This window comes from Erythrobacter aureus (assembly GCF_003355455.1).
Classification (GTDB): Bacteria; Pseudomonadota; Alphaproteobacteria; order Sphingomonadales; family Sphingomonadaceae; genus Qipengyuania; species Qipengyuania aurea.
In genome coordinates, this window is the sequence record NZ_CP031358.1 from 84,358 (window position 1) to 106,114 (window position 21,757).

Genomic DNA, 21,757 nt, shown 5'->3' on the forward strand with positions numbered 1-21,757 from the left:
GGGTTCTCCTGAGGCTGGAATTAGCGTGCTGCGGCGGTGCCGGCCGGTTGTGCAGCGCTGGTGGTGAAATCGAAGGCTGCGCGCGCGACAGGCGTGAGAACGAAGCGGGCGATGATATCGGCCGGTTCAACCGTGACATCAGCGCCTGTAAGGTTGCTGAGGAACACGACGGCCGGACGGTCCGCAATCTGCTTGCCGAGGGTTGCCGTTACGCGCTCATCCAGGTTCCCGATGCGAGCCTGGGCTTCGTAACCCTGAGGGATTTCGGGATAGAAACCAGTGAAGAATGAGCGTGTCGCGCCTGCAGGAAGCGTGAAGGGCTCTTCGATGTCAGCTCGCAGTGCGACGCCCGGATTGAGGGGGTCGTTCTGCGTGGGCACGTAATTCTCGTTGATGAACTCGGGCGCGAATACAGCCGAGATCGAAATTGCGTTGGCTGCCTGCGGTTCGTTTTGCTGAACGGCAGGCTCATCGGCCGCCCCGAGGTTCACGAGTGTCATGACGCCGATGGACATGCCAGGACGGATCATGAGCGTAGCGGTCGTCTCGTTGAGAACGTCGACGAATACGGTGGTCTCTTCTCCGATGGGAGGGAGGAAGTATTCGCCCTGAGCAGGCACGTTTTCCTCATGCTCGTTGAGAGCGTGAGAAAGGCGGCCGGCGTGCATGTCGATGAGGGCGATTGTGTTGCCGTCTCCGGTGAATGCGATCGGGGTTGGAATGCGGGCGAACTGGCCCGGCTTGATGGTTTCGACTTTGTCGATATCCGCGAGAAGCGCGAGGCGGTTTCCGCCGATCATAACGTCTTCTTGCGCGAATGTGATCGAAGAGCCCTGAAGCTTGAGATCCATGGTAATTTTTTCTTTCTCTTTGTGCCTTTGCACCCACCCGGCCAGCTGTCGCTGACCGGGCTTAGATGCGTCTCGCTACTGACAGGCTTCGCAGGCTTCCATCGAGTAGTCGGGCTTCGGCACGAAGGCTTGGCTAGGCCGCATCGTGTTGTCCGAGGACACGTCACCGCGGCGACCGTCGAAGAGGTTGCCCGCGCGCTGGACGCTCAACGAACGCAGGTAGTAGAGCGATTTGAGGCCCTTCTTCCATGCGAGCATGTGGAACTGCATGAGGTCCCACTTGTCCATGTCAGCCCGAAGGCTGAGGTTGTTCGAGATGGCCTGGTCGATGTACGGGGCGCGGTCGCCCATGAAGTCGAGCAGCCACTTCGGATCGATTTCCATCCAGGTCTTGAAGACCTTCTTGGTATGGTCGTCGAGATCTGCGAGGTGCTGGACAGAGCCGCCATTGGCGACGATCGAGGTCCAGACTTCAGGCGTATCGAGGCCTTGAGCGGCAAGGCGCTTCTGGAGATGCGGATTGCGGATGGCGTGGTTGCCCGACAGCGTCTTGTGATTGAACGTGTTGGCAGTCGAAGGCTCGATGCAGGGCGATGCGCCGCCGGCGATGATCGAGATCGATGCGGTCGGAGCGATTGCCATCTTGTAGCTGAAGCGTTCCTTCGTGCCGCCGTCGATTGCGTCGGGGCAGGCACCGCGTTCTTCGGCAAGCAGCTGCGAGCAGCGGTCTGCCTGCGCGCGAAGCTTTTTGAAGATCATCTTGTTGAACGACTTCGCGGGCACCGATTCCCAGGCGATGTTGTTCGACTGCAGGAACGAGTGGAAGCCCATGACACCGAGGCCAACCGAGCGTTCACGCCACGCCGAATAGACGGCGTTGCGCATGCCTTCCGGAGCGCGCTGGATGAAGTTCGTGATGACGTTGTCGAGGAAGCGGTAGATGTCTTCGAAGAAGAAGTCGTCGCCGTTCCACTCATTCCAGTGAACAAGGTTGAGCGACGAGAGGCAGCACACAGCCGAACGATGACGGCCATTGTGGTCGCGGCCGGTCGGGAGCGTAATTTCCGAACACAAGTTCGAAGTCGAGACCATCAGCCCGAGCTTGACGTGGTGAAGCGGGCGGCTTTCGTTCACGCGGTCGATGAAGATGATGTAGGGCTCGCCGGTTTCCAGACGAGTTTCGACCAGCTGCTCGAAGAGCTCGCGGGCATCGACGTGCTTCGTGATTTCGCCGCTGTACGGCGACCGGAGCGGGAATTCGCGGCCTTCGTCCACGCACTTCATGAACTCGTCGGTGACGAGGACGCCGTGATGAAGATTCAGAGCCTTGCGATTGAAGTCGCCCGAAGGCTTGCGGATGGCGATGAATTCCTGAATTTCAGGGTGGCTGATATCCAGATAGGCGGCAGCCGAGCCGCGGCGGACGCCGCCCTGGTTGATGCCCTGGGTCAGCGAGTCCTGGATCTTCACGAAGGGAATGATGCCGGAGGTCTTGCCGTTGAGGCCAGCCGGACGGCCGATCTCGCGGACATTGCCCCAGTAGGTGCCGATGCCGCCACCGTTGGAGCCCATCGAAATGGTTTCGTCGTAGGTGTTGCGGATTTCGGCGAGGCTGTCGCCGACGCCCTGCAGGTAGCAGCTGATCGGGAGGCCGCGCGGCGTGCCGAGGTTCGAGAGGACCGGCGTTGCAGGCATGAACCAGTGACGGCTGATATAATCATACAGACGCTGCGCATGCTCTTCGTCATCGGCGCCAGCCCATGCGACGCGCGCGAAGATGTGCTGCGGGTCAGGGATTTCGTCGAGGTCGTCGGGGCGGTCGCCCTTGCAGCCGTAGCGATCGTTGAGGGCGTCCAATCCCTGAACAGTGAGGAGCTCGTTGCGCGAGTAGTCGACCTCGATAACCTCGCTCCAGTGCTTCGTCTTGGGATTGAGGAGCGGGAGGACCTTATCGAGCGCCTGGTCATGGCCATGCTCGCGGGAGAGCATGTCAAAGGCGATCTTCCGTTCCGGCCAGACATTCATGTCGGGATAGTCGGATTTCGTGTCGGGACGGTCGATGACGAGATCGAGCGTGGGCGCTTCCTGCTCGGCATCTCGTTCGATGGTGGTGGTCTGGGCGTTCATGGGTGGGGCTCCGTTTAAGCTTTCGGCAGCAAGGGCATTTTGAAGAGGAGAACAGGGCCTTCGTTGAGGCCCTTGCGGCGGGATGTAAGGCGGCCAAACCACTGTTCGCCGTCGATATCTGCTTCGACGACACGAACACCGAATGGACCGGCTTTGAGTTTTGCGGGCGCCGACGGTTCGTCAGCGGGTATTTCCGCTTTGGCGCGGCCGGACACGAAACGTGTCACTCGGCCGCGCTCGTACCAACCGAAACGACAGGGCTGCATTAGCCGACGCTTTCGACGCGGCCGTCCACCCAGGCAGTGCCGATGGCGTTAGCCAGCGTTTCATCGGAGAAGGTGCCGACGACGTTGAAGGTGTTGCCGGTATCGGTGCTGAATTCGAGATTGTGGGCATCGCCGTTGGTCTGGACGCGGTATGCACGTTCATCGAGCATCTTGAGGCCGTTCGCAGTGAAGGTTTCGGCCTTGTCCGAACCATCGACGACGGTGGCGATGATCTGGTCGGCATCAACCTTGGCGGTAATGCCCTTGTCCTTCAGAATTGCCTGAAGGTTGGCGATGCCGAAGGTGAGGAACTGTTCAGTCGACTGCACGCTTTCGGGAACGGGGCCGATCGACATGGTGATCGGGGCACGCACGATGACGCGGCGGGAAGTCGGGGTCTGGCTCATGAGAGTGTCCTTGTGTGAGCGTTTTCTGGATGTTTTTGGATTTGGGCGGGCTGATGAAGGAAACTTCCGAAGAAGTCCCTAATACATCGGCTCTTCGTCGCCCTGGTTCTGGTTGTCGCCGGCATCTTCCCCGGCATCTTCCGGCTTGCGCCTATGGTCGACGTTGACGCCGTAGTCGCCAGCTTCGCCGCGGGTCGAAACATTCGAGCCGGGCGCGAATACCTGGATGGCTCCGTTGTTGCGGATGACGATCGAGGTTACCCATTTTTCACCGTCGTCGCCGGTCACTTTGCGGGATTCGATTGCGCCCTCGATGGAGACGAAATCGCCCTTCTGCAGGCCGGGAGTGACATCCTTCTGGAGCTGAGCGTTCCAGACATCGATGAGATGGGTCTGGGAGCGTTCGCGCAGATCGCCATCGACGTGGTAGACGTCGGTGGTCTGCAGACGGAATTTGGTGATCGAGCTGTTGTTCTTCAGTTCGATAAGGTTCGGTTGGGACACGACCGTGCCGACAAGGATGGCGCGATTCATAAGATCTCCGTGGAAGTTTTGCATATTGTGAGGGTTTGCGAGCCCTCACGTCAAACGATTATGTTGGTTCGCTGAGGGAAATCTTTCCTTTTCCCCTTAACTCGGGGAACTTTTCCCCGTGTCTCATTATCCTTCCGTGGAACTGCCGTCTAGGTTTTCTGCGTGGTCGAGGATGTTCTGAGCCGAGGACGCTATGTTCCTCGCCGCCATCGTGTTGGGCTGGTCGCTTTGCGATTGCCGGATGGTGGTCATACTTTTTCTCTTCCTGGCGCTTTCAAGCGCATCCCTTCCAATCATTTTGGGCAAAGAAAAAGCCCCGCCGGAATGAACCGGCGGGGCTGATCTTGGCAGAGTTACTTCTGTGCTTAGCGGCCCATTCCGGCGCGCTGCTGCATGAAGTGGTTCTGGGTGTCAGCGTCGATCGCATCCTGCGAGCGGTCGCTGATTTCGCCGAAGACTGCGGCAACGTCCGCGCGAGTGTCCATGCGACTGGAGACATCGAGGAACTTGGCGTCGTTGGCGCGAGCCTGCGCGACAATGTCTGCCTCCTTCGATGCGATGTCCCGGGCATTGCCGGCCTCGACGTTGTCGAGGAATTCAGCGAGGCCCTTGCCAGCCGGGATGAACTCGGCCGGTTCGCGCCAGCTGATGCTGGCCGACATGCGCTGGCCGCTTTCGACAGCCGAATGGTCGATGTCGTTCTCGCGCTTCGGATCGTTCGGAGCGTTCTGCATGCCGGCGGTCGAGCCTTCGAAGGGGATGTAGTTGTTCTTCGTCTGCTCGGTCATGTCCGGGATGAAGTTGGGCTGGAACGCGGTGTTGCGAGTTTCGAGCATCACCGAGACACGGTCGCCACCCTGCAGAAGGCGCTGGTTGGCGCTGTAACCGGCGCCACGGAAGCGCAGGTCGTCCATGCTCGGGTCTTCCGGGTTCGACGGGCCGACGGCAGCGATGGGCTTGCCAGTCTGCAGCGCGGTGCGCAGAGCCAGCATTTCCATGTCGTTGCCGTTGCTCTTCATGACCACGGCGGCGCTAGCCTGGCGGCCCTGGAACTCGACTGCTGCGCGACGATCAGCCTTGTAGCTGACTTCGCCATCCATGCCCGCATCGGCCTTCTGGGTCGGTGCGGTGCGGGTGACGTAGCCACCGCCGGCGTGGCCGACAGCGGTGATCGCTTCACGGATCTTCGAGTCCTTGGCGGTTGCCATGTGGCCGTCACCGACGAGCAGGATGCGCGGACGCTCTGCTTCCGGCATTTCGGCAATGGCCTTGGCCATCGAAGCCGAAGTTTCACCGGAGAGGTGGAGCGACACAGCCCAGTTCTTCTGCTTGGCTTCCGAAGCGACTGCGAGTGCAGCCTCGACGTCTGCGTCGTGTGCCTTGGTCTTCTCGCCCACGATCATGGCGACGGTGGGGACGTTGAGGTCCACATCGCCCATGGTGTAGAGCATTTCGCGGCTACCAGCGTCCTTCAGCGTCTTCGGATACATCGGGTTGGTGACAGCGATCGCGTCCATACCGGCATGGTCTGCAGCGTTCTCGATCTCGTGAGCACGAGCTTCGGCACCCGCCCAGTTGGCCGGACGGGACAGGTCGTGATGCAGCGTCTTGGGCAGGGCAGCCGAGGCTTCGCCTGCTTCTGCAGCCATCATCACGTCCTGCAGGGTGTTGTAGGTTTCACCCATGCGCTCTGCGCGTTCAGCGTTGACGCCCGGAAGGCCGGCGAGGACCAGCTGACCGAATTCGCTCGTGGTCGAGACGTTGAGGTCGAGATCCTTGCGGGTGTTGTCCGAGATCGACTGAGCGAACTGGAGGCTGTGCTCGCGCGCGGCTTCGATGGGAACGGCTTTGCCGTCCTTGTCGATGACAGCGGCAAGCTTATCAGCATCGATGGCCTGACGGATCAGGTTGGCCGAGTGATAGTCCTTGCCCATGTCGGTCGCGAGGATCGCCTGCGATGCGTAGTCGACCAGCGCTTCCTGTGCGATTGCACGGGAAAGCTGCGTATTGGCGAACTTCGGCGCTTCGAGGTGGCCCTTGCCGCTCTGGACGAGCTCGCCATAGAGCTTGCCGATCTCATCGGCATCCAAGGAGTGGCCCTTGGCGCCCTTCTTGACGGCGAGTTCCTGGATGGCGTCGTAGGTCTCGCGGGTCATCGAGCCACCACCGACGACGGTGATGACAGCGCCCTTGAGGTCCTTGTGCGACCATTCGCGGACACGCGAGGCGTCCGAGCCCTTGCCGCCGACGGGAGCGTAACCGAGGTCGAGTTCGGTCTTGCGTTCCGACAGGGTAACCTGGCGGCCGTTGAGGTCGATCGGGGTCGAGTGGTCGCTGACGCGCCATGCGGTAGCCACGAGATGCGGACGGCCCGAGTTGTTGACGGCTTCAGCCGAGATCTCGTTCTTCGCATTGTGGCTGGTCAGGATCACGCCGGTCTTGGACAGGCCAGCGATACGAAGGCGCAGAGCTTCGAAGCCCTTCTTGGCGCCCTTGCTCTCGCGATAGTAGTTCGAGCCGTCGACCAGGGTCGCATTCACACCACGCTCGGCGTGGAAGAGGCGACGCAGGTTGCCGCGTTCCGAAGCGGTGCCGTTGCGCAGGCGCTGGGCCAGACGCTGAGCGACATATTCACGCTGCTCGGCAAGGTTGCCCTTCGAGGTTTCGATGACAGCACCCTTGTCGGCGTTGCCCGGAACGTAAACCTTCGTGAGCTTGCCCTGCTGCTGAGCGAGATCGACGATGGTGGCGCGGGCGAGGTCGCCCGGAGTCGAACGACGATACGCATCCTGCGATGCCTGACGCTCGATCTTGTCCATCTTCTGCTTGGCGCTGTAGAGCTTGGTCTGAGCGCGAGCTGCCTTGCTTTCGAGACCGTTGAGGTCCTTGACCAGCTGCTTGTCAGCAGTTGCGTTGGCAGCCTTGACGGCTTCCTTGTCGCTCTCGCCGGCTTCGGCAAGTTCGACCGCCTTCTGGACGAGGGCCGGGTCACGCGATGCCAGCATGGCTTCACGAGCGTTCTTCACGTCGTTCTGCGTGGCGTTGACGGCGCGCTGGGCGTTGACGATGTCGGTCATGGCTTCGCTCTGCGAAGTGATCTCGAGATCGATCGTGTTGGTGTAAGCCCAGACCTTGTCGGTGTTGGCGACGAAGATTTCGGCGTCACGCTTTTCCGCGCCGAGGATGCGATCCTCGCCGTTGTCGGCCAGCGACCAACCGCCGTGTTCGCGCGAAGCGTCGGCGCCATCCTTGAAGCCGCCGAAGGAGTGGCCGTTGGCTTCCAGCGCAGCCTTGCGAGCTTCCTGGAGTTCCGCGGCTACCTGCGGGTTTTCGGTGTGGATGATGATGCGTGCATCGTCGCGCTGGCTGAGACGCTCGATCAGGCCTTTGGCATGTTCGACGGCCGCCGGGTTGTTGGCGACGGCGAAGCCGATGGTCATGCGACCCTGCTCACCAGCAGGCATCGAGAGTTCCTTGAGGCCCTCGACGTACTGGCCAGCCTTTTCGGGACCGGGGTAGGTGCGTTCTTCGCCAGCGTAGCGAAGCAGGCTTTCCATGGCGCGAGCTTCTTCTTCCGTCGACATGCGAACGTCGAAGCGGCCGGTGCCGAGTTCCTGTTCGGGAAGGCGGATAGCCGGCGGGGTCGAGTTCACGATCGACATGCCGACTTCGATGCGCTGTGCAGGCGTCAGAGCGATCTTGGTCGCAGCGAAGGTGCGCTCGTCCATCGACATGCTCTGCCAGATTGCCTGACGGGCCTGGTAGCTGAGCTCTTCGCCCTGACCGATGTCTTCGGGGTTGAAGTCGTCGCCCATGGCTTCCGAGAGGCTGTTGACCGTTGCGGCAACTTCCTCGGGGTCCATGGCATCGTCGATGTCGTAAAGCGGCTCGTCGCGGTCGACGGCGAGGGGGAGCTGTTCTTCGAGCTGGTAGACCAGACCGCTGAAGCGGGTGATCAGTCCAGCACGAGCTTCCGCGCCGGCTTCGCTGTTGTCGGCCTTCGGGCCGCTTGCGAGACGCTCGTTGAGCGAACGAGCCCATGCGTTGGGATCAACTTCCTTGCCGACCTGCTGTTCGGTGCGGAGGAGGGTCGCCGAACGCAGAGCTTCACGGGTGATGGTATCGATCTCGTCGATGACGGCTTCAGCCGGCTGTCCGTTGGCCATGACTTCGGGAAGGAGGGCTTCGCCGATTTCGGCCTGGACCATGGCGATGTCGGCCACGGTCTGCAGCTGTTCACCGCTGAGCTCGACATCGCTGTTGGCGAGGGCGGCTGCAGCGCGGTTCTGGCGCATGCGGAGGCGGCGCTTGACGCTCTGGCTGTTGATCGATGCGCTGTCGTGCATCGTGCGCAGACGGTTGAAGTAGTCGGGGCCGCGCTGCGGGTCCGAAAGCTCACGCTGTGCGTGAACCATAAGAGCGCGGGCGGCAGTGGCGCCCGAAGCGAACGGGGCGCGGTGCTCGTTATTGAGTGCGTGGCCGTGCGGGACAGTGATCAGCGGGATATGCTGTCCCGGAACCTGCTCGCGAGTAGCGAAAGTCTTGTAAGAATAAGCGGTCATCAGAATTTTCCTCCATTGGACACTCCAATTGTCCCACTAACTGCATTCAGAATGCAACTAGCCTTCCAGAAAAATCCTGAAACTTCCTGCAAATTTTCTGCTTGCCTTAGTTCTCCTCTTCTGAACCGTTGCTGGGCCAGTCCTCGACGGCCCACGTCAGCGGGAAGCCGCTGAGGGAAACCGACTCTCGAATGAGGTCGGTCGTCCAGCCGCGGTCGAGGTGATCGTGCATGTCGTCACCTTGGCCCATTTCGTACGGCTTCTTCACGAGCTTCCCATCTTCTACGACGTAGGAGGTCGGGAAGCGCATGATGAGTGGCGCAGTCTCCAGCTCGAGCAGGATCTGCGAGACCTGAGCCACGAATTCCACGCCTGCACAGTCGTTGTCGGGCGAGATGATGACCTGGCGCCCGGCGAGGGGCTTGAAGTCGGTCATATGAGGAGCCTTGCCTCCGCCAACGGGCGTTGTGTGGATCCAGTTAGGGAAAAGCTCCTCACCGGCATCGCAAGCCTTCTCACCTTCATGGATGAGAATAGGCGCGTCCGGGTTCTTGGCGATCTTGTCCAGATTGTAGAGAATGCGAGGCTCAGGCATTGCCGTGACACACCATTCGCGCCGGCCTTCACGAATGCCGAAGGTCCAAGGCCAGATGACCTTGTCCGCCGGATCGGTTTCGGTCGCAGGGATATCATAGCGGGCGACGTGACCCATCACTCGCCCCTCGGCGTTTCGATAAGTCCAGATCTTGGTGGGCTTGCCGAACTTCTTTGTCTTGGCTTTGCGTGCGATCGGGGGCGCGTCATCCGGAACGGGAAGGATCGGGGTGATGTCAGCCCGCTTCTTCTTGATGTTGTCGCGACGAATGGGGGAGGGCTTATAGCCTTCGCCTGGGCCTTTGAGAGCGCCTGGCTCCAGACCTAGAGCGCCTTCGACGGCGGCATAGACTGCACGCTTGTCGGTGCAGCTCGTGCCGAAGCAATGAAGCATGATCTTCCCGGTTTCCGTCTCTCGGACTGAGAGGGACGGATTTATATCGTCGTGGTTCGGGCAAATGGCCATGTAGCCTTGGCCATGCGTCTTCGTGCGTGCACGGCCGCTGTTGAGGGTATCGGCAATCTGCGCTGCTGTGAGAGTAGTCACGACTTAATTTTCTTTCTCTCGGGTAGGTTTCGGAATGTCATTCGCAGTGCATTTGCGAATGGCGTCACGATGGAAGGCAACGACCTCCTCCTCAGTTGTGTCGAGGACGTCTTGGACTGCCTTCTGTACATTCTTGCTCTTGAGATCGGACACCCCAACGGTGTCGATCAGTTTTTGAAGGGCAGCGTGAGCTGTCTGCGTATCCTGATTGTTGTGGAAGTCTTCACGGCTGGGTTCGAAGCGCGCCATCATCAGGCGCTCCTCCGAGGCTTCGCCGCGACACAGTGCGCGCTCCGCCATTACGTGGGCATGGCGTGTCGCGTCGGAGACTGCGAGAGGCGAATGCCCAAGGAGGCGGATAAGCTTGTATGGTTTGAAGATGGTGCTGAGCGAGGCGTACATGACTTGGCTGCGCGTGAGGATCACGGCGCGGTTGCCTTGGATCTCTTCCGCAATGCGAACACCAAGCGTCTTCATCATGTGCTCGGTGTTGGTATCGGGTATGCCACCGCGCAGAAGGACGGTCTCTTTCTGGTCTGCCGCTTCGAAGATCGCCGCGTAGCCTCCGGCACCGGGCCGAGTGTTCATGACTACATCGACACGCACGAGCATCGTTCCGATGGGGGCCTTGAGGTTCCAACCAGGAGGGAAGGAGAGGAGCATAGTCAGGCTGCCTTCTTTAGATCTGCGGGCCTTTTAATGCCCAGTTGGTCGTATCGATTGCCAAGCTCGGTTTGCCAGCGCTTTTCAAAGTCGCGCTCAGGATGGCCGTCTTCGGCTGGCAATACAGGGAGCTTCTTGATGATCTTCTGATTTCGCCGGACGAAGCTCTTCAGCTCGCGCTCGTTTCCGAGTTCTGGAAGTTTGGCGATGAGCGTTTGCAGGCAGGAGAGCCAACCGAGGTAGTCTTCGGGGACTTTCTTGAGATCCCATTCGGCCGGCTGTTCAGCATCCGCGGCTGGCTCGGCCTCGCTGGCTTTGGTGGGCTGCCGGATCGAGCGAACATTCGTCTGCGCGCCTTCATCATCTTTGTCTGACGAGTTGTCGGCCAGCCGGAGAGTCTCGGACGAGGCCTCGAGCTGGTTACCGGTATGCAGAGGAGTACCGTACTTGGCCGAATAGTGCTCGTTGATCTTCTGGTTGAAGTACTCGAGCGGGGGAGGGAGGTCCTCTTTTTTGACCTTAGACTTGAGGTCGAAGCCGAAAGCCTTCCCAAGGTTGGAGGCAGCGCGCTTGAGGCCAAGCGATTCCGCGGAGCCGATCGCGTTGGCCATGATCGAGCCGTAGCCTTTGTCGACGCCGGCGTTGTGTGTGCATGAGCCGATCGCACTATAGACGAGCATGCGGCTGGAGCCGTCACGCGCATGGATGCGTAGCTCGATGTTCACATTGACCGTGAGGGCGAGCATTTCGACGGGCTCTTTGTCACGCTCGGTTTTCCGGATGATCTCTTTGTCGACCGAATGAAGGGTGGCAGAGAAATCCCATCGCCCGGTGCCGATGTACCGGTCGAGCACAGCCCGGATGTATTCGTGGGGAATGTAATCGTGGTTGCCACCTTTGCGGACTTGCTCGACAGCTTCCGTTGAAGGCGGATGCCTGAACGCTAGGAGTTGCCCGCGGGTGAAGAACGGCGAAGCGAGCTCGTTGCCATAGTCGACGGACTCGGCGTTGCCTGGCGCGGTTTGCATGGTTCTTCTCCTGTTTGGGCGGCCGAAAAGGCAAAGGAATGGTGCCCGGACGAGAGTTCGTTCCGGACACCTGGATGACCTAGGTCATGTTTTCCTTCTTCTTCATGCGAGTGCTTTAGCCTCTCGCTGCCTTCTTCTTGGGCCCGCCTTTAGCGGGAGCGTATTTGCGCTTGCCCTTGCCTTTGGCAGGGCTGCCGCCTCTTCCTTTACGAGGAGCCGGGGTGAGCTTGCGTGGCGCCGGGCCAGCTTTGAGCTGGGAGATCTCTCCGACCAAGGTCTGGGTGTAGCGGGTCCAGATACGGAGGGCCGAGGAGGGGTCCTTCTCGATTTCACGAAGCTCGCGCTCAAGATTGGCAGTCGCAACGACGTCGGCGAGCCGATTGCCGTCTTCACGAATGATCTTGATGAACTCGCGCGCCCGCGGAGTGGAGAGAAACTTCTTGCCCTTGAGGACAGCAAAGGTCCGCTTCTTGAGCTTTTCGAGAATGTCCTGGCGGGTGGCCTGGGTACCGAGACCCCCGTTCGAAAGGAGATCGCGGATCTCCTTGTCGTCATTCTTCGAGCCAGCCGCCATCATCGCTTTGAGCAGCGTGCCTTCGGTGAAGTGCGGCGGAGGACGAGTCATCTTGTTGAGGACGTCGACCTTGGTCGCGCGGGTTGCTTGCCCGTCTTCAACGGGAGGCAGAACGCGGTTGGTATCTTCCTCGTCGCCATTCTTCTCTTCCTCGTCAGGCTTGTCGTCCCAGACAGCTTTCCAGCCTGGAACCGAGATGATCGTGCCAGAGGTCTTGAAAAGGACGCCATCGATGATTGCACTGATGCTCGTTGTGGAGCCTTGCGCATCCGGCATGAGAGCAGCCACGAAACGCCGAGCGATAACCTCGAAGAGGTTCTCGGCTTCGGGACCGAGCTTCGAGATATCGACGTATTCTTCAGTCGGAATGATGCCGTGGTGATCCTCGACCTTCTTGGAGTCGAAAATCTTTTTTCGAATGACCGGGTCGATCGCAGCCATCTCGCTGAACTTCGGCTGTTGCCGCAGTGCGCCCAGATGCTTGGGCATGTCGTCGATCATCTCTTCGGTGAGGTATCCGCTGTCCGTACGAGGATAGGTCACAGCGCCCTTCTCGTAGAGCTGCTGAAGCACGTCGAGGGTCTTCTTGGCCGACCAACCCCAGCGCGAAGAAGCAGTCATCTGCAGCTCAGGCAGGCTGAAGGGCGGGGGAGGCGAGAATGTCTTGGGCTTCTTCGCGACCTTGAGGTTGGTTGGGACGCCCTGCGTGCGACGCGCGATGTCCTGAGCTTCAGCGGCATCGGTGATCCGCTTGTCTTCGGGCGGCGCGTGCATCAGCTCGAGCTTGCCCTGCGGAACGTCCATTGTGGCCTTCAATTCGTAGTATGGCGACGGATTGAAGTTGTCGATTTCTTCGTCACGGTCGACGAGAATGGCGAGGGTGGCCGTCTGGACGCGGCCAAGGGAAAGAGGCGCGTCGCCGTAATTACCGCTCCGCAGGTTGTAGTAGCGGCTCCAGTTGATGCCATCAGCCCAGTCCATGGAAGAGCGAATGCGTGCGGCAACGTAGAGAGGCTTCTTCTCGGCGTCGTCTATCAGCTGGTGAACAGCCTTCTTCAGATGGCTCTCGTTAAGCGAGCTAGTCCAGAAGCGAAGGCATGGGCCTTTCCAGCCGGCATGGTCGAGGATGGACCATGCGATGAACTCGCCCTCGCGTCCGGCGTCGGTCGCGATTACGACTTCGCGCGCTTGCTTGACGAGCCGAACGATAGTGTTGAGCTGTCCGGCTTTGCTTTTCTCTGGCTTGCGCAGGAACCGCTCAGGAAGAATAGGAAGGTGATCGAGATCCCACTTCTTATATTCCTCGTTGTAATCTTGCGGCATGTAGGATTCGAGCAAGTGCCCGATGGCCCAGGTTACGACATCGCCATTGGACAGTTTGATATGTCCGTTGCCGTTATGCCCTCCGCCCAGTGCCTTGGCGATCTGACGTCCTGCGTCTGGTTTTTCGGCTATCCAAAGTCTCATGTGGATCTTTGTAGGGCGGTTCTGGATCTTTCGCAAAGCGTTCTTCCTCCGTTCGGGAGGAAATTTGAAAAAAAGTGGAATGCCTCTTGCGGATGTATGAGGAACCCGTCCACAATAATGCCACGCGGTAGTTGGCGTTGCATTAGGCTTCGACCAGTCGGACCGTAGGAGAAGAGAAAATGGCGAAACCCGAATATCTGTATTCCACCCAGGAAAACAACCAGGCTCTGAAGGATGCCGCGGCCGCTGCCGGCATGCCGATCAAGTTCGATCGCGACCGCCGTGCCTACGCCATGCAGACGGAAGGCATGTCGAAGGAAGAAGTCGCCGAGAAGAAGGAAGCGCTGAGCGAATTCCGCGGTGAAAAGGCTCGCAAAGCCTGGGCCGCCGATCGCGACGCCATCGATGAGCAGAAGGCAACGCTGAAGGCAGAAGCCAAGAAGCGTGAAACCACGACCAAGGAGCCGAAGAAGCAGCGCGCTCCCGAGCCCGACACGTACAAGATGTTCCCGGCGCCGTCGCAGAAGACGGAATTCCGGAAGCTGGTGCGTGAGACGTCGTCGCGCAGCACCTATATGGCTGCCAACGATAATCGTGAGGCGCACTACCTCGTGAAAACCATGGAGCCGAAGAAGTTCGAGGCTTACATGGGCGACGAGGCGCAGGCTCGCTTCAAGGCTGAATTTGCCGAGAAGGGTGGCACGCCGAAGAACTCGTCGAACGAGCACACCGAAACGGCCCGCGACGAAGCGCGCAAGCGTGGTTCGAAGGCGTTCATGGCCCAGTATCAGGACCGCGGCTTCCGTCTGTCCGATCCGAAGCACGACAAGGACAACCACAAGAAGCAGCTCAATGAGATGTCTTCGGCTACCACGCCGCAGCTTCTCGCTGTTATCGGCAAGAGCCGTGACCTGGTGACCGAACTGCGTGACAAGGAAGCGGGCATGCGCGCTGAAGCGGCTGGTCTCTCGGTCGAGCAGGTGAAGGCGATGTCGTTCGCCGACCAGAAGAAGATCGCTGAAAAGGACGGCAAGCCGGTCGGCCTGGTCGGCGATGACTTCTCGCAGAATGTCCAGCTGTCGCGCGGTATCCGTGCGATCAACGCTGAACTGGAATCGCGCGGCGTTCGCAATAAGAACGCAGAGCAGAGCCAGGAACGCGGCGAGCAGGACAAGGGTCAGTCGAACGACAAGACCCAGGCTCGTACCAAGGGCCCGGCCAAGGTCGAGAAGGAGGAATCGCAGGACGCAGATTTCGCCCTCATGTCGGCTGGCTTCCAGAACAACCGTGGTGGCGCTGGCCGCTAAGAAATCCAGCTATACTGAAACAGGAAGGGGCGCCTCAGGGCGCCCCTTTTTTTGTCTGGAACTGAGGTGACTACGGCCGCTTTAGAGGTCTCAGTCTGCGAGGGGGTTGAAACCGTGATCGGCATAGGTGGTCCAACCCTCGAAGAAGTCGTTCAGCATTTTGCTGGCGAGCCTGAGCCCTGGGGATCGGGCTTGGATAGCGAGCATCGACGTGTGTTCGCCGGCGCAGAAGGTGTATATCTCGCTTTCACAGTAGCTGAAGCCGTTCTTGGCAACGAGCTCGAGTGTGGCTGTGTCTTCGGGAGCTGGCTTGGAGTCTGAGAGGAGCGCGAGTGCGGCCTCTATCTCGCCAAGGTATGGCTGCCATCGAGCAGCGATGAGCGGCGCGGTCTCTGGCGGCCAGGCTGGGCCTCCGCTGTCTTCACGGATCAGGTTGAGGGCACGGATTATGGAGGGGAACGAACCTTCAGCTAGCTCCATCGTAACGACATGATCGGGAATGCAGTCGCCATGTGTCGGCGTCGCGCAGATTTGGGTGTATCCCTTGGGTGGTAGGTTCTCGTGTTGGTGCATGGTGTTCTCCTGATGTGGAAGCCAGATAAAAGAACAGGCTCGTTCGCTGGTGCGGTGATCGCGCGCGAACGAGCCTGGCCAGTGTGGATGTGGAGTGATGGCTAAGCAGCGTCTTCCTGGACGCCGGCGACTGCGACCTTCTTGAGGCCTTCGGCCTGCTCGAGGGCATCCATGTCCTGCTGCTTGCGAAGCTTCGCGATCCATTCTTCACGACGTTTGAGGCGAATATGCTCAGGAAGAGGCTTTGCCGGAGCCGGGCCTTTCCCGGTGCGGAGGTTGAAAACCTTCGCGAGCATATTGTCGTCTTCGAAGAAGAACGGGCTATCCACCTTCATCGGTCGATTGAGGAAGTTCTGCGGGAGGATGAGGTGGGTGCCCGGCTTCATGGCCGTGATGTCTTCCATACGCAGGAAGTCGACACCTTCACTGGCGATGCTCTGGTTCTTCGAGAAGGGATTGGCCGACTTGGAGAAGCCGACCTGACGGGAATGGCTTTCCTTGCGGATCGTGGTCTTCCCGACCGTCTTCACGTAGTGAGACGCGGTTTCGGCGTCGTTCTGGGAAAGAAGGACGGTTACACCGCAGGTGGAGTCGATCGTTGTGCCGTCTTCCTTGGAGTAGGTTTTGATGATCTGCGAACGAGCCTGGAAGATCAGCCAATAGCTGACCTTCTTCGAACGTCCGAGGTCAGGACCGGTGAGGACGGTTTCGGACTTCGGAAGCTTCGCGAACTCGTCCATCATGAAGCAGATGGTCATCGGCCCCATCTTGCGGCCGCGCTTGTCGGTTTCGTTCGGGCCATACGAGAGGAATTCTCGGCTGAGAACCTCGTAGAGAAGCGCGGTGATGTTGGCGAATGCTTGAGCCTCCGCTTGGTTGACGCAGATGTAGAGCGTGACGGGCAGCCATTCACCGGTTTCTGGATCCTGCATGCCGCGCAGATCGGCCGGCGTGAAGTCGCAGGCCGATGTCCGTTCTTTCACGGCGCGGTTCTTGAAGGGAAGCAGGGCCTGGTCCATCGTGCCTAGGACACCGGAGCGCTCCTTGTCGGCCATGTCGATGAGAGGCGCGAGCGAGGTGAACGCGCGCTCGGAGTAACCGTTGGCCTTGATCTGGTCCGCAAGACCAGAGAGGAACAGCTTCATGCCGTCGGCCGTCGGCAGCTGCTTGTTGGCAGCTGCTTGTTCGTTTGCTTCGTCGGCTTTCTTGCCAGCTTGGAACTGCGCGTCGGCGATCCAGTCGACGAGCATGGGGAAAGAAGCTTCCATGTCATGCCAGTCAGTGGGGACGCCTTCGTTGCTCTTGGCGTCGTTCACATGGCTGACCAGGTAGTGCATGAAGCCGGTGAGGCAGTCGCGGCCTTTGTCGACGAAGTATTTGTCGCCTTTGCCGGTGTCGGGAATGAGGACCTTAGCGACAGCGTCGAGGTAGGTGTCGCGCTCTGCTGTGTTGGGCGGCGGCACAAGGTGGTTCGAAAGGAAGTTGAACCGCGGATAGAACAGCCCTTCGTGCGGCTTGTCGGTTGCCGACCAGTCGATGATGAATACGTTGCCGATCTCGGCACGATAGCCAGAAGTCATTTCGGCGAGCTCGGGCTTCGGATCGTTCACGATCATCGATACATTCGGTGATTCCACGATCGAGGGAACAACGAGAGCAGCGGTTTTACCGGTACCGGGAGGCGCCGAGCAGGCGACCGAGATGGGCTCGATGAGACGGATGTACTTGCCGTCCTTCCATTTGCCGAGGATGCCGACGTAGCCGCCGCGAATTCCGATCTGACGGCGGTCTTCCATGCGACGGATGTCTTTGTCGACGGCCCAACGCACGTCGCCGTGGGTCATTTCGTAGGATTTGTAGGGGCAGAGTGCGTAAAAAATCGCCGCGACGAAGAGTGACGCGAGGAAGCTCATGCCGAAGGTCGCCAAGCCGGCTGACCAGTGCATACGCCAGAGAGAATCGTGGGCGTGGGCGACGAAGTTCGGCTCACCGATGTGCGAGAGATAATTCGAAACCACGCTCCAGGCTGTCTGGTCGAAGGGATGCTCTGCAGCCCAGTAGATGAGCGGAGCGAAAGCCATGAACAGGCAGAAGGCTACGACCCAGAGGGCGATGGTGCCGATTACCCACTTGGTCCACGCCTCCTTCTCGGCGCGCATATGCTCTGGGCTGTAGGTCTCTGACTGAATTGTCATGGATGCTCTCGTGTCAGTTTACGGGCGTGGACTGGTCGGCGCCTGGCTGGCGCTATGCAGCTTTGCTGTCGGGCGTTTCGGCCGGAATTGGCGCGGCGATGTCGGTAATGACGCGGTTTCCGTCGAGATCGCGGCTCATTTGGATGATGCAGAAGTTCTCGCGGATCTTCTGGATCGTCTTGGCGCGGTCCATATTGGGAATGTTGGCCGAGATGCGCTCGAATAGAACGTCGTAACAGTGGTCGACCGTGGACGCGTGGATCGTAGTCATCATCGCACCGTGTCCGGTGCCGGTGAGCTTCCACAAGGTTCCAGCGTTACTGGTCGAGATCTCGCCGACAAGTACGATATCCGGCGTGAAGCGCATGATGACATCGATGGCATCGTCGTATGTGAAGATCGAATTGCGGTCGGTACGCGAGAGGATGAGGTGCGCGTGGTTTGGATGCGCCTTCAGCTTGATCTCGCGGGTGTCTTCGACGGTGATGATACGAGTGCGCTCATCGACTTCTTCGATGATGCGATTGAAGAGGGTCGTCTTACCAGTCGAGGTGCCGCCGGAGATAAGAATGTTGCAGCCCTGCTGGACAGCATCCTTGAGGCAGCGAATAGCGTCCTCGTTTGGATCAGAGAGCTTTGCAATGTGCTCGTGGCCCTTCTGGACGCCGCGCCCTTCAACCAGGCCCCAGTCGCTGAAATCGACCGTGTGGACACGCTTTGCGCCTGCACCCTTACGGATACAGAGCGCGATGCCGCCTTCGGGAATGGTCTGGTCATAGACGATGTTCATGCCCGCGATCGCCCCGAAACGGTGTTCGTGGGGCGGCAAGGTTGCGAAAACCGTGGAGGGGCGCGTAGGGTCTGCGGGATCGAATTTCTGGTCGAACGTATTCGCCACCGCACGGCAAATGAGAGTGAGGAATTTGAGTGTGAAGCGTTCGTCGGGAATCCGCACCCAGATGCGACCCTGCTTGTCGACCTTGTGTCGGCGACACCAGATTTCACCGGGCTGGTTGATCGCGACTTCTTCGTAGTCCTCAGCCTCGTAGTATTCTGCGAGCGGAGCGAGCATCCGCTGGAGCAGGTTCATATCCATAGTCAGTTCGACTCCCATGGGGGCGTGGATGACGTGGGCGGAGCTTCACGCGGCGGCAGGTCGTTGGGGCCACCGCCGGTATAATTTCCGGCGGATTCGCTGAAGGTGATGGAAGAACCATTCTGCTGCTGACCGGAGGTATCGCGAGCCGTGTATGTGGGCGCAGCTGCGCCTGCATTCTGGGCGCGCGGATAGGACATGGCCTGGACCTCGCGCCGTGACGCCGGGCGCAGGACGAGGTCCATTGTCGGGATGACGGTGATGCGTGTTCCTGCGGGCACGGTGACGATAGGCAGAACCTTCGAATTGCGCTGGACGATGTCGTTGACGATCTTCTCGAGGTCGGCGCGGACGATATCGCTGATGATAGCGCCATTGTTCCGAGCGGGCTGGGAAAGGTCTCCGTCGCTTGCCGTCTCTTCTGCGTCGAAGATACGAGCCACGCCTGCATTGAGCGTAGTGCCGAGCAGGATTGAGCCGTATCGCTTCAAGAGGCGGTTATTGATTTTGCCCGGAACACCGGCCTGGCCCATTGCGTCGCCGCTTTCAGCCTCGATAACGAAGCGCGCGCCGTCTGGCCGAATGAGCTGTGTCCACGAAATGCCTACGCGTTCTGCTCCACCTTGCGCGATACCGATGAGTTTCGATCCACGAGGAATGAGGATGGTCCGGCCGTGACCGCCGTAGACGTTGCGATCGACCTGGGCCACAACCTGCTGACTGGAGCGACTGTCGTAAGGACGAACCAGGGCTGCGGTGATGACGCGGTCCATAGTCACCACGCGGGTCATGTCGTGCGGCATCGAGGACGTCGATGTCGGAATATCGAGCTCGTCCCATCCGCCTCCACGGCGAGATGCATGCGGCGCTGCACTTCGCGGGTTTGCTCCGCTAAAAACCGCTTGACGACGAGCGAGAAGGAATTGCTCGCGCGGGGTCAGGGATGGTTGGACTGGTTGTGCCGGCGCCTGCGAATAGTCAACAGGAGGCGCTGCAGGAGCGGGGCCGTAAGGATCCACCCCTTCGCCAGAAGAGGTGAGCATGTCGCCCACACCATCGACGGGCGCTCCGCTCGGCAGGGCCGTTCCAATCGTGGCCGACGCCTCGACCGGCTTTGCGTCGCCGCCTGCGGTGCGCGAATTGCCGACGACAACGATCTGCGGAACGATCATGGAATCGGTAGCAGCTGCTGCGTACGATTTTCCGTAGGAAATTCGAACTTCGCAGCTTTCGTTGGCCGGTAGCGTCTGGCCGATCTTGATGCAGTCCGACTCCCACTTGAGGCGAGGATCGCCGCGCATCTGGATGCTGGTGGTGTTGAAGTCGTGATACATCGCCGTGATGGTGGCTGTGCCGGTTTCAACCCCGTCCGGCCCTGCTGTCATGGCAATTTGCTGCGGGAAGATCGAAACGTCGCCCGGATGATTGGTGGTCGAACTGAGGGTCGGCGTGTTGTTTTCGAGGGTAGTGCCTGACCCAGAGCTATCGCCGCTGGCGAAGATCACCCACATCAGGCCGCCAAGGGCGATTACACCGCCACCTACCACGGAGCTGATCGTCAGCGTCTTCTTCTGTTTATCGGTGAGTTTCACGAAGTAGTCCTCAAACGCGAGAGTGCGCGTGTTGGAATGTCATGCGGCGTAGAGGCGGAGTGGATCAGCTCGCAGAGATGACTGCGCAGGATTTTCCGGCAGCAGTCATAGCTTTGCAGACGCGGACGCCCTCGGCGAGACCGAAGAACGGGCCGACACGAAGGCGAACATCGCCCGGGTTCGGATCGGCATCGAGAGTTCCACCGGTGCGGAGTGATGCTGCATCGGGGAAGCGCGCTTCGGCGTTCCCGATCAGGTTTGCGTTCTGAGCCTTCAGGGTAACGAATGCGCGCTCCATTTCAGCGCGCGAGCCGGAACCGAGATCGACCTCGTACTTGCGACCAGTCGAAGGCGAGGCAAGAGCAGGCGGCATGTTGCTCTGGATCACGCCGTCCGCAACGCGCTGGGTCGCCGGAGGCGAAGTCACGGGCTGGTTGAAAGTGGCGATGTTCGGCAGGCTGCTGCCCTTGCGCTGCTTGATGCAGACGAATTTGAGGCCGTTACGAAGCACGATGTCGCCGACACCTTCGACGACGAGCATGCGGCCATTGGGACCGGCGGTGCGGACGTTTACAGGCGACTCGACGCCTTGGACGACCAGGCTGGCAACGGGCCACTCGTTGATGGCATCAGCATTCGCGCCGTAATCGATGTAGGTGTACTGACCGTCGCGGAAAACGCGTTCCGGCGGAATTCCGGCAGAGTGGCCTTCGGGAACGAAAATGCCCAGGTCGTGGATGATGTTTTCAGGACGAAAGCCGATGGAGCGGAGCCAATCCGCCTCGACCTTGAGATCGGAAGCCGAAGCGCTGCGGGACATACCGCCCATCGAGGCAGGCATGGCCTGAGCACGACGCGTCACCATGATGTCGACGGAAATATCCGTGATCGTATTGGTGTTCGCACCTTCGCCGCGAACATAGAACTGATAGAGATTGCCCGACTTGCCCATTGCAACGACGTTTCCGTCTGCACCGGGGCGGATCACGCGCACCATGACGACATTTGAGCGAGGGATAATCGCCTCGAAGGAGACGGGGTCCGAGACGTAGACGTCTTCGATAAGTTCGTCGGCGGGAAAGCGAATGGTGGTGTTCATCGCCTCGCGCAGGCGCAAGGGAATGATGCGGTCAGGCTGGTATTCGAAGCGCGAATAGCCGGGCGTTTCCTGGCTCACACCCATGCTGGTAGTGGGATTGTCCCACGCTTTCTGGATCGCACCGACAGGTTCGAGATAGGACTTGTCGAGCGAGCCGTAGTCGCCTGCAGCTTGCGCCTTCTGCTGCGAGGACTGGGCATATGCAGCCGGCGCGGCCGCGGCTGCGATCGAGGCTGCGATTACGAGGAATGTAGAGCGTTTCATATCGATGTTCC

17 protein-coding genes are annotated in these 21,757 nt (G+C 59.9%); 2 read left to right on the plus strand and 15 right to left on the minus strand.

Features of this window, described 5'->3' with window-relative positions:
* Positions 1-20: 20 nt before the first annotated feature.
* The 5 genes from DVR09_RS15005 to DVR09_RS15025 all read right to left on the minus strand — a co-directional run bounded on the left by DVR09_RS15005 (position 21) and on the right by DVR09_RS15025 (position 4,185).
* Positions 21-851, minus strand: a complete 831-nt coding sequence (locus DVR09_RS15005; protein ID WP_115418076.1) for a dCTP deaminase/dUTPase family protein — start codon at positions 849-851, stop codon at positions 21-23.
* 75 nt (positions 852-926) lie between these two features.
* Complete coding sequence (locus DVR09_RS15010; protein ID WP_234041649.1) at positions 927-2,978, minus strand: ribonucleoside-diphosphate reductase subunit alpha; 2,052 nt, start codon at positions 2,976-2,978, stop codon at positions 927-929.
* A 14-nt stretch (positions 2,979-2,992) separates the two neighbouring features.
* A complete protein-coding gene (locus DVR09_RS15015; RefSeq protein ID WP_162815011.1) occupies positions 2,993-3,193 on the minus strand; it encodes a hypothetical protein in 201 nt (66 codons plus the stop codon).
* A 50-nt stretch (positions 3,194-3,243) separates the two neighbouring features.
* On the minus strand, positions 3,244-3,651 hold the full coding sequence (locus DVR09_RS15020) for a hypothetical protein (RefSeq protein WP_115418078.1): 408 nt from the start codon (positions 3,649-3,651) through the stop codon (positions 3,244-3,246).
* Between the two features lie 78 nt (positions 3,652-3,729).
* Positions 3,730-4,185 carry a single-stranded DNA-binding protein gene (locus DVR09_RS15025; protein WP_162815012.1) on the minus strand — a complete coding sequence of 152 codons (456 nt, stop codon included), beginning with the start codon at positions 4,183-4,185 and terminating at the stop codon, positions 3,730-3,732.
* Between the two features lie 193 nt (positions 4,186-4,378).
* Between DVR09_RS15025 and DVR09_RS17795 the strand changes: the two genes are divergently transcribed.
* Positions 4,379-4,513, plus strand: a complete 135-nt coding sequence (locus DVR09_RS17795; protein ID WP_267899720.1) for a hypothetical protein — start codon at positions 4,379-4,381, stop codon at positions 4,511-4,513.
* A gap of 37 nt (positions 4,514-4,550) precedes the next feature.
* Here the strand turns inward: DVR09_RS17795 and DVR09_RS15030 are convergent, their stop codons facing one another.
* The 5 genes from DVR09_RS15030 to topB form a co-directional block, all read right to left on the minus strand.
* Positions 4,551-8,747: a hypothetical protein gene (locus DVR09_RS15030; protein WP_115418080.1), complete on the minus strand. Its 4,197-nt coding sequence runs from the start codon at positions 8,745-8,747 to the stop codon at positions 4,551-4,553.
* Positions 8,748-8,853: 106 nt separating this feature from the next.
* Positions 8,854-9,888, minus strand: coding sequence for a CHC2 zinc finger domain-containing protein (locus DVR09_RS15035; RefSeq protein WP_115418081.1), 1,035 nt, complete (start codon positions 9,886-9,888; stop codon positions 8,854-8,856).
* A 3-nt stretch (positions 9,889-9,891) separates the two neighbouring features.
* On the minus strand, positions 9,892-10,551 hold the full coding sequence (locus DVR09_RS15040) for a hypothetical protein (protein ID WP_115418082.1): 660 nt from the start codon (positions 10,549-10,551) through the stop codon (positions 9,892-9,894).
* Between the two features lie 2 nt (positions 10,552-10,553).
* Positions 10,554-11,579 carry a Rad52/Rad22 family DNA repair protein gene (locus tag DVR09_RS15045; RefSeq protein ID WP_115418083.1) on the minus strand — a complete coding sequence of 342 codons (1,026 nt, stop codon included), beginning with the start codon at positions 11,577-11,579 and terminating at the stop codon, positions 10,554-10,556.
* A gap of 115 nt (positions 11,580-11,694) precedes the next feature.
* Positions 11,695-13,620 carry a DNA topoisomerase III gene (topB, locus tag DVR09_RS15050; RefSeq protein ID WP_115418084.1) on the minus strand — a complete coding sequence of 642 codons (1,926 nt, stop codon included), beginning with the start codon at positions 13,618-13,620 and terminating at the stop codon, positions 11,695-11,697.
* Between the two features lie 179 nt (positions 13,621-13,799).
* Here topB and DVR09_RS15055 point away from each other — a divergent pair, with 179 nt between their 5' ends.
* A complete protein-coding gene (locus DVR09_RS15055; protein ID WP_115418085.1) occupies positions 13,800-14,927 on the plus strand; it encodes a hypothetical protein in 1,128 nt (375 codons plus the stop codon).
* A 90-nt stretch (positions 14,928-15,017) separates the two neighbouring features.
* Here DVR09_RS15055 and DVR09_RS15060 read toward each other — a convergent pair whose 3' ends face one another.
* The 5 genes from DVR09_RS15060 to DVR09_RS15080 form a co-directional block, all read right to left on the minus strand.
* A complete protein-coding gene (locus DVR09_RS15060) occupies positions 15,018-15,500 on the minus strand; it encodes a hypothetical protein (protein WP_115418086.1) in 483 nt (160 codons plus the stop codon).
* A gap of 101 nt (positions 15,501-15,601) precedes the next feature.
* Entirely contained in the window at positions 15,602-17,695 is a 2,094-nt protein-coding gene (locus DVR09_RS15065) for a type IV secretory system conjugative DNA transfer family protein (protein WP_115418087.1), read from the minus strand.
* A gap of 52 nt (positions 17,696-17,747) precedes the next feature.
* Entirely contained in the window at positions 17,748-18,791 is a 1,044-nt protein-coding gene (locus tag DVR09_RS15070) for a CpaF/VirB11 family protein (protein WP_162815013.1), read from the minus strand.
* A gap of 2 nt (positions 18,792-18,793) precedes the next feature.
* Entirely contained in the window at positions 18,794-20,383 is a 1,590-nt protein-coding gene (locus tag DVR09_RS15075; RefSeq protein WP_115418089.1) for a TraB/TrbI/VirB10 family type IV secretion system protein, read from the minus strand.
* A 64-nt stretch (positions 20,384-20,447) separates the two neighbouring features.
* Positions 20,448-21,746 carry a TrbG/VirB9 family P-type conjugative transfer protein gene (locus tag DVR09_RS15080; protein WP_115418090.1) on the minus strand — a complete coding sequence of 433 codons (1,299 nt, stop codon included), beginning with the start codon at positions 21,744-21,746 and terminating at the stop codon, positions 20,448-20,450.
* Positions 21,747-21,757: the final 11 nt, after the last annotated feature.

Excerpts from the sequence above, each read along its gene's own strand:
- DVR09_RS15010 (WP_234041649.1), bottom strand. The coding sequence starts at position 2,978 with ATGAACGCCCAGACCACCACCATCGAACGAGATGCCGAGCAGGAAGCG.
- DVR09_RS17795 (WP_267899720.1), top strand. The coding sequence starts at position 4,379 with ATGTTCCTCGCCGCCATCGTGTTGGGCTGGTCGCTTTGCGATTGCCGG.
- DVR09_RS15060 (WP_115418086.1), bottom strand. The coding sequence starts at position 15,500 with ATGCACCAACACGAGAACCTACCACCCAAGGGATACACCCAAATCTGC.
- DVR09_RS15040 (WP_115418082.1), bottom strand. The coding sequence starts at position 10,551 with ATGCTCCTCTCCTTCCCTCCTGGTTGGAACCTCAAGGCCCCCATCGGA.
- topB (WP_115418084.1), bottom strand. The coding sequence starts at position 13,620 with ATGAGACTTTGGATAGCCGAAAAACCAGACGCAGGACGTCAGATCGCC.
- DVR09_RS15030 (WP_115418080.1), bottom strand. The coding sequence starts at position 8,747 with ATGACCGCTTATTCTTACAAGACTTTCGCTACTCGCGAGCAGGTTCCG.
- DVR09_RS15055 (WP_115418085.1), top strand. The coding sequence starts at position 13,800 with ATGGCGAAACCCGAATATCTGTATTCCACCCAGGAAAACAACCAGGCT.
- DVR09_RS15070 (WP_162815013.1), bottom strand. The coding sequence starts at position 18,791 with ATGGATATGAACCTGCTCCAGCGGATGCTCGCTCCGCTCGCAGAATAC.
- DVR09_RS15045 (WP_115418083.1), bottom strand. The coding sequence starts at position 11,579 with ATGCAAACCGCGCCAGGCAACGCCGAGTCCGTCGACTATGGCAACGAG.
- DVR09_RS15080 (WP_115418090.1), bottom strand. The coding sequence starts at position 21,746 with ATGAAACGCTCTACATTCCTCGTAATCGCAGCCTCGATCGCAGCCGCG.
- DVR09_RS15020 (WP_115418078.1), bottom strand. The coding sequence starts at position 3,651 with ATGAGCCAGACCCCGACTTCCCGCCGCGTCATCGTGCGTGCCCCGATC.
- DVR09_RS15025 (WP_162815012.1), bottom strand. The coding sequence starts at position 4,185 with ATGAATCGCGCCATCCTTGTCGGCACGGTCGTGTCCCAACCGAACCTT.
- DVR09_RS15005 (WP_115418076.1), bottom strand. The coding sequence starts at position 851 with ATGGATCTCAAGCTTCAGGGCTCTTCGATCACATTCGCGCAAGAAGAC.
- DVR09_RS15065 (WP_115418087.1), bottom strand. The coding sequence starts at position 17,695 with ATGACAATTCAGTCAGAGACCTACAGCCCAGAGCATATGCGCGCCGAG.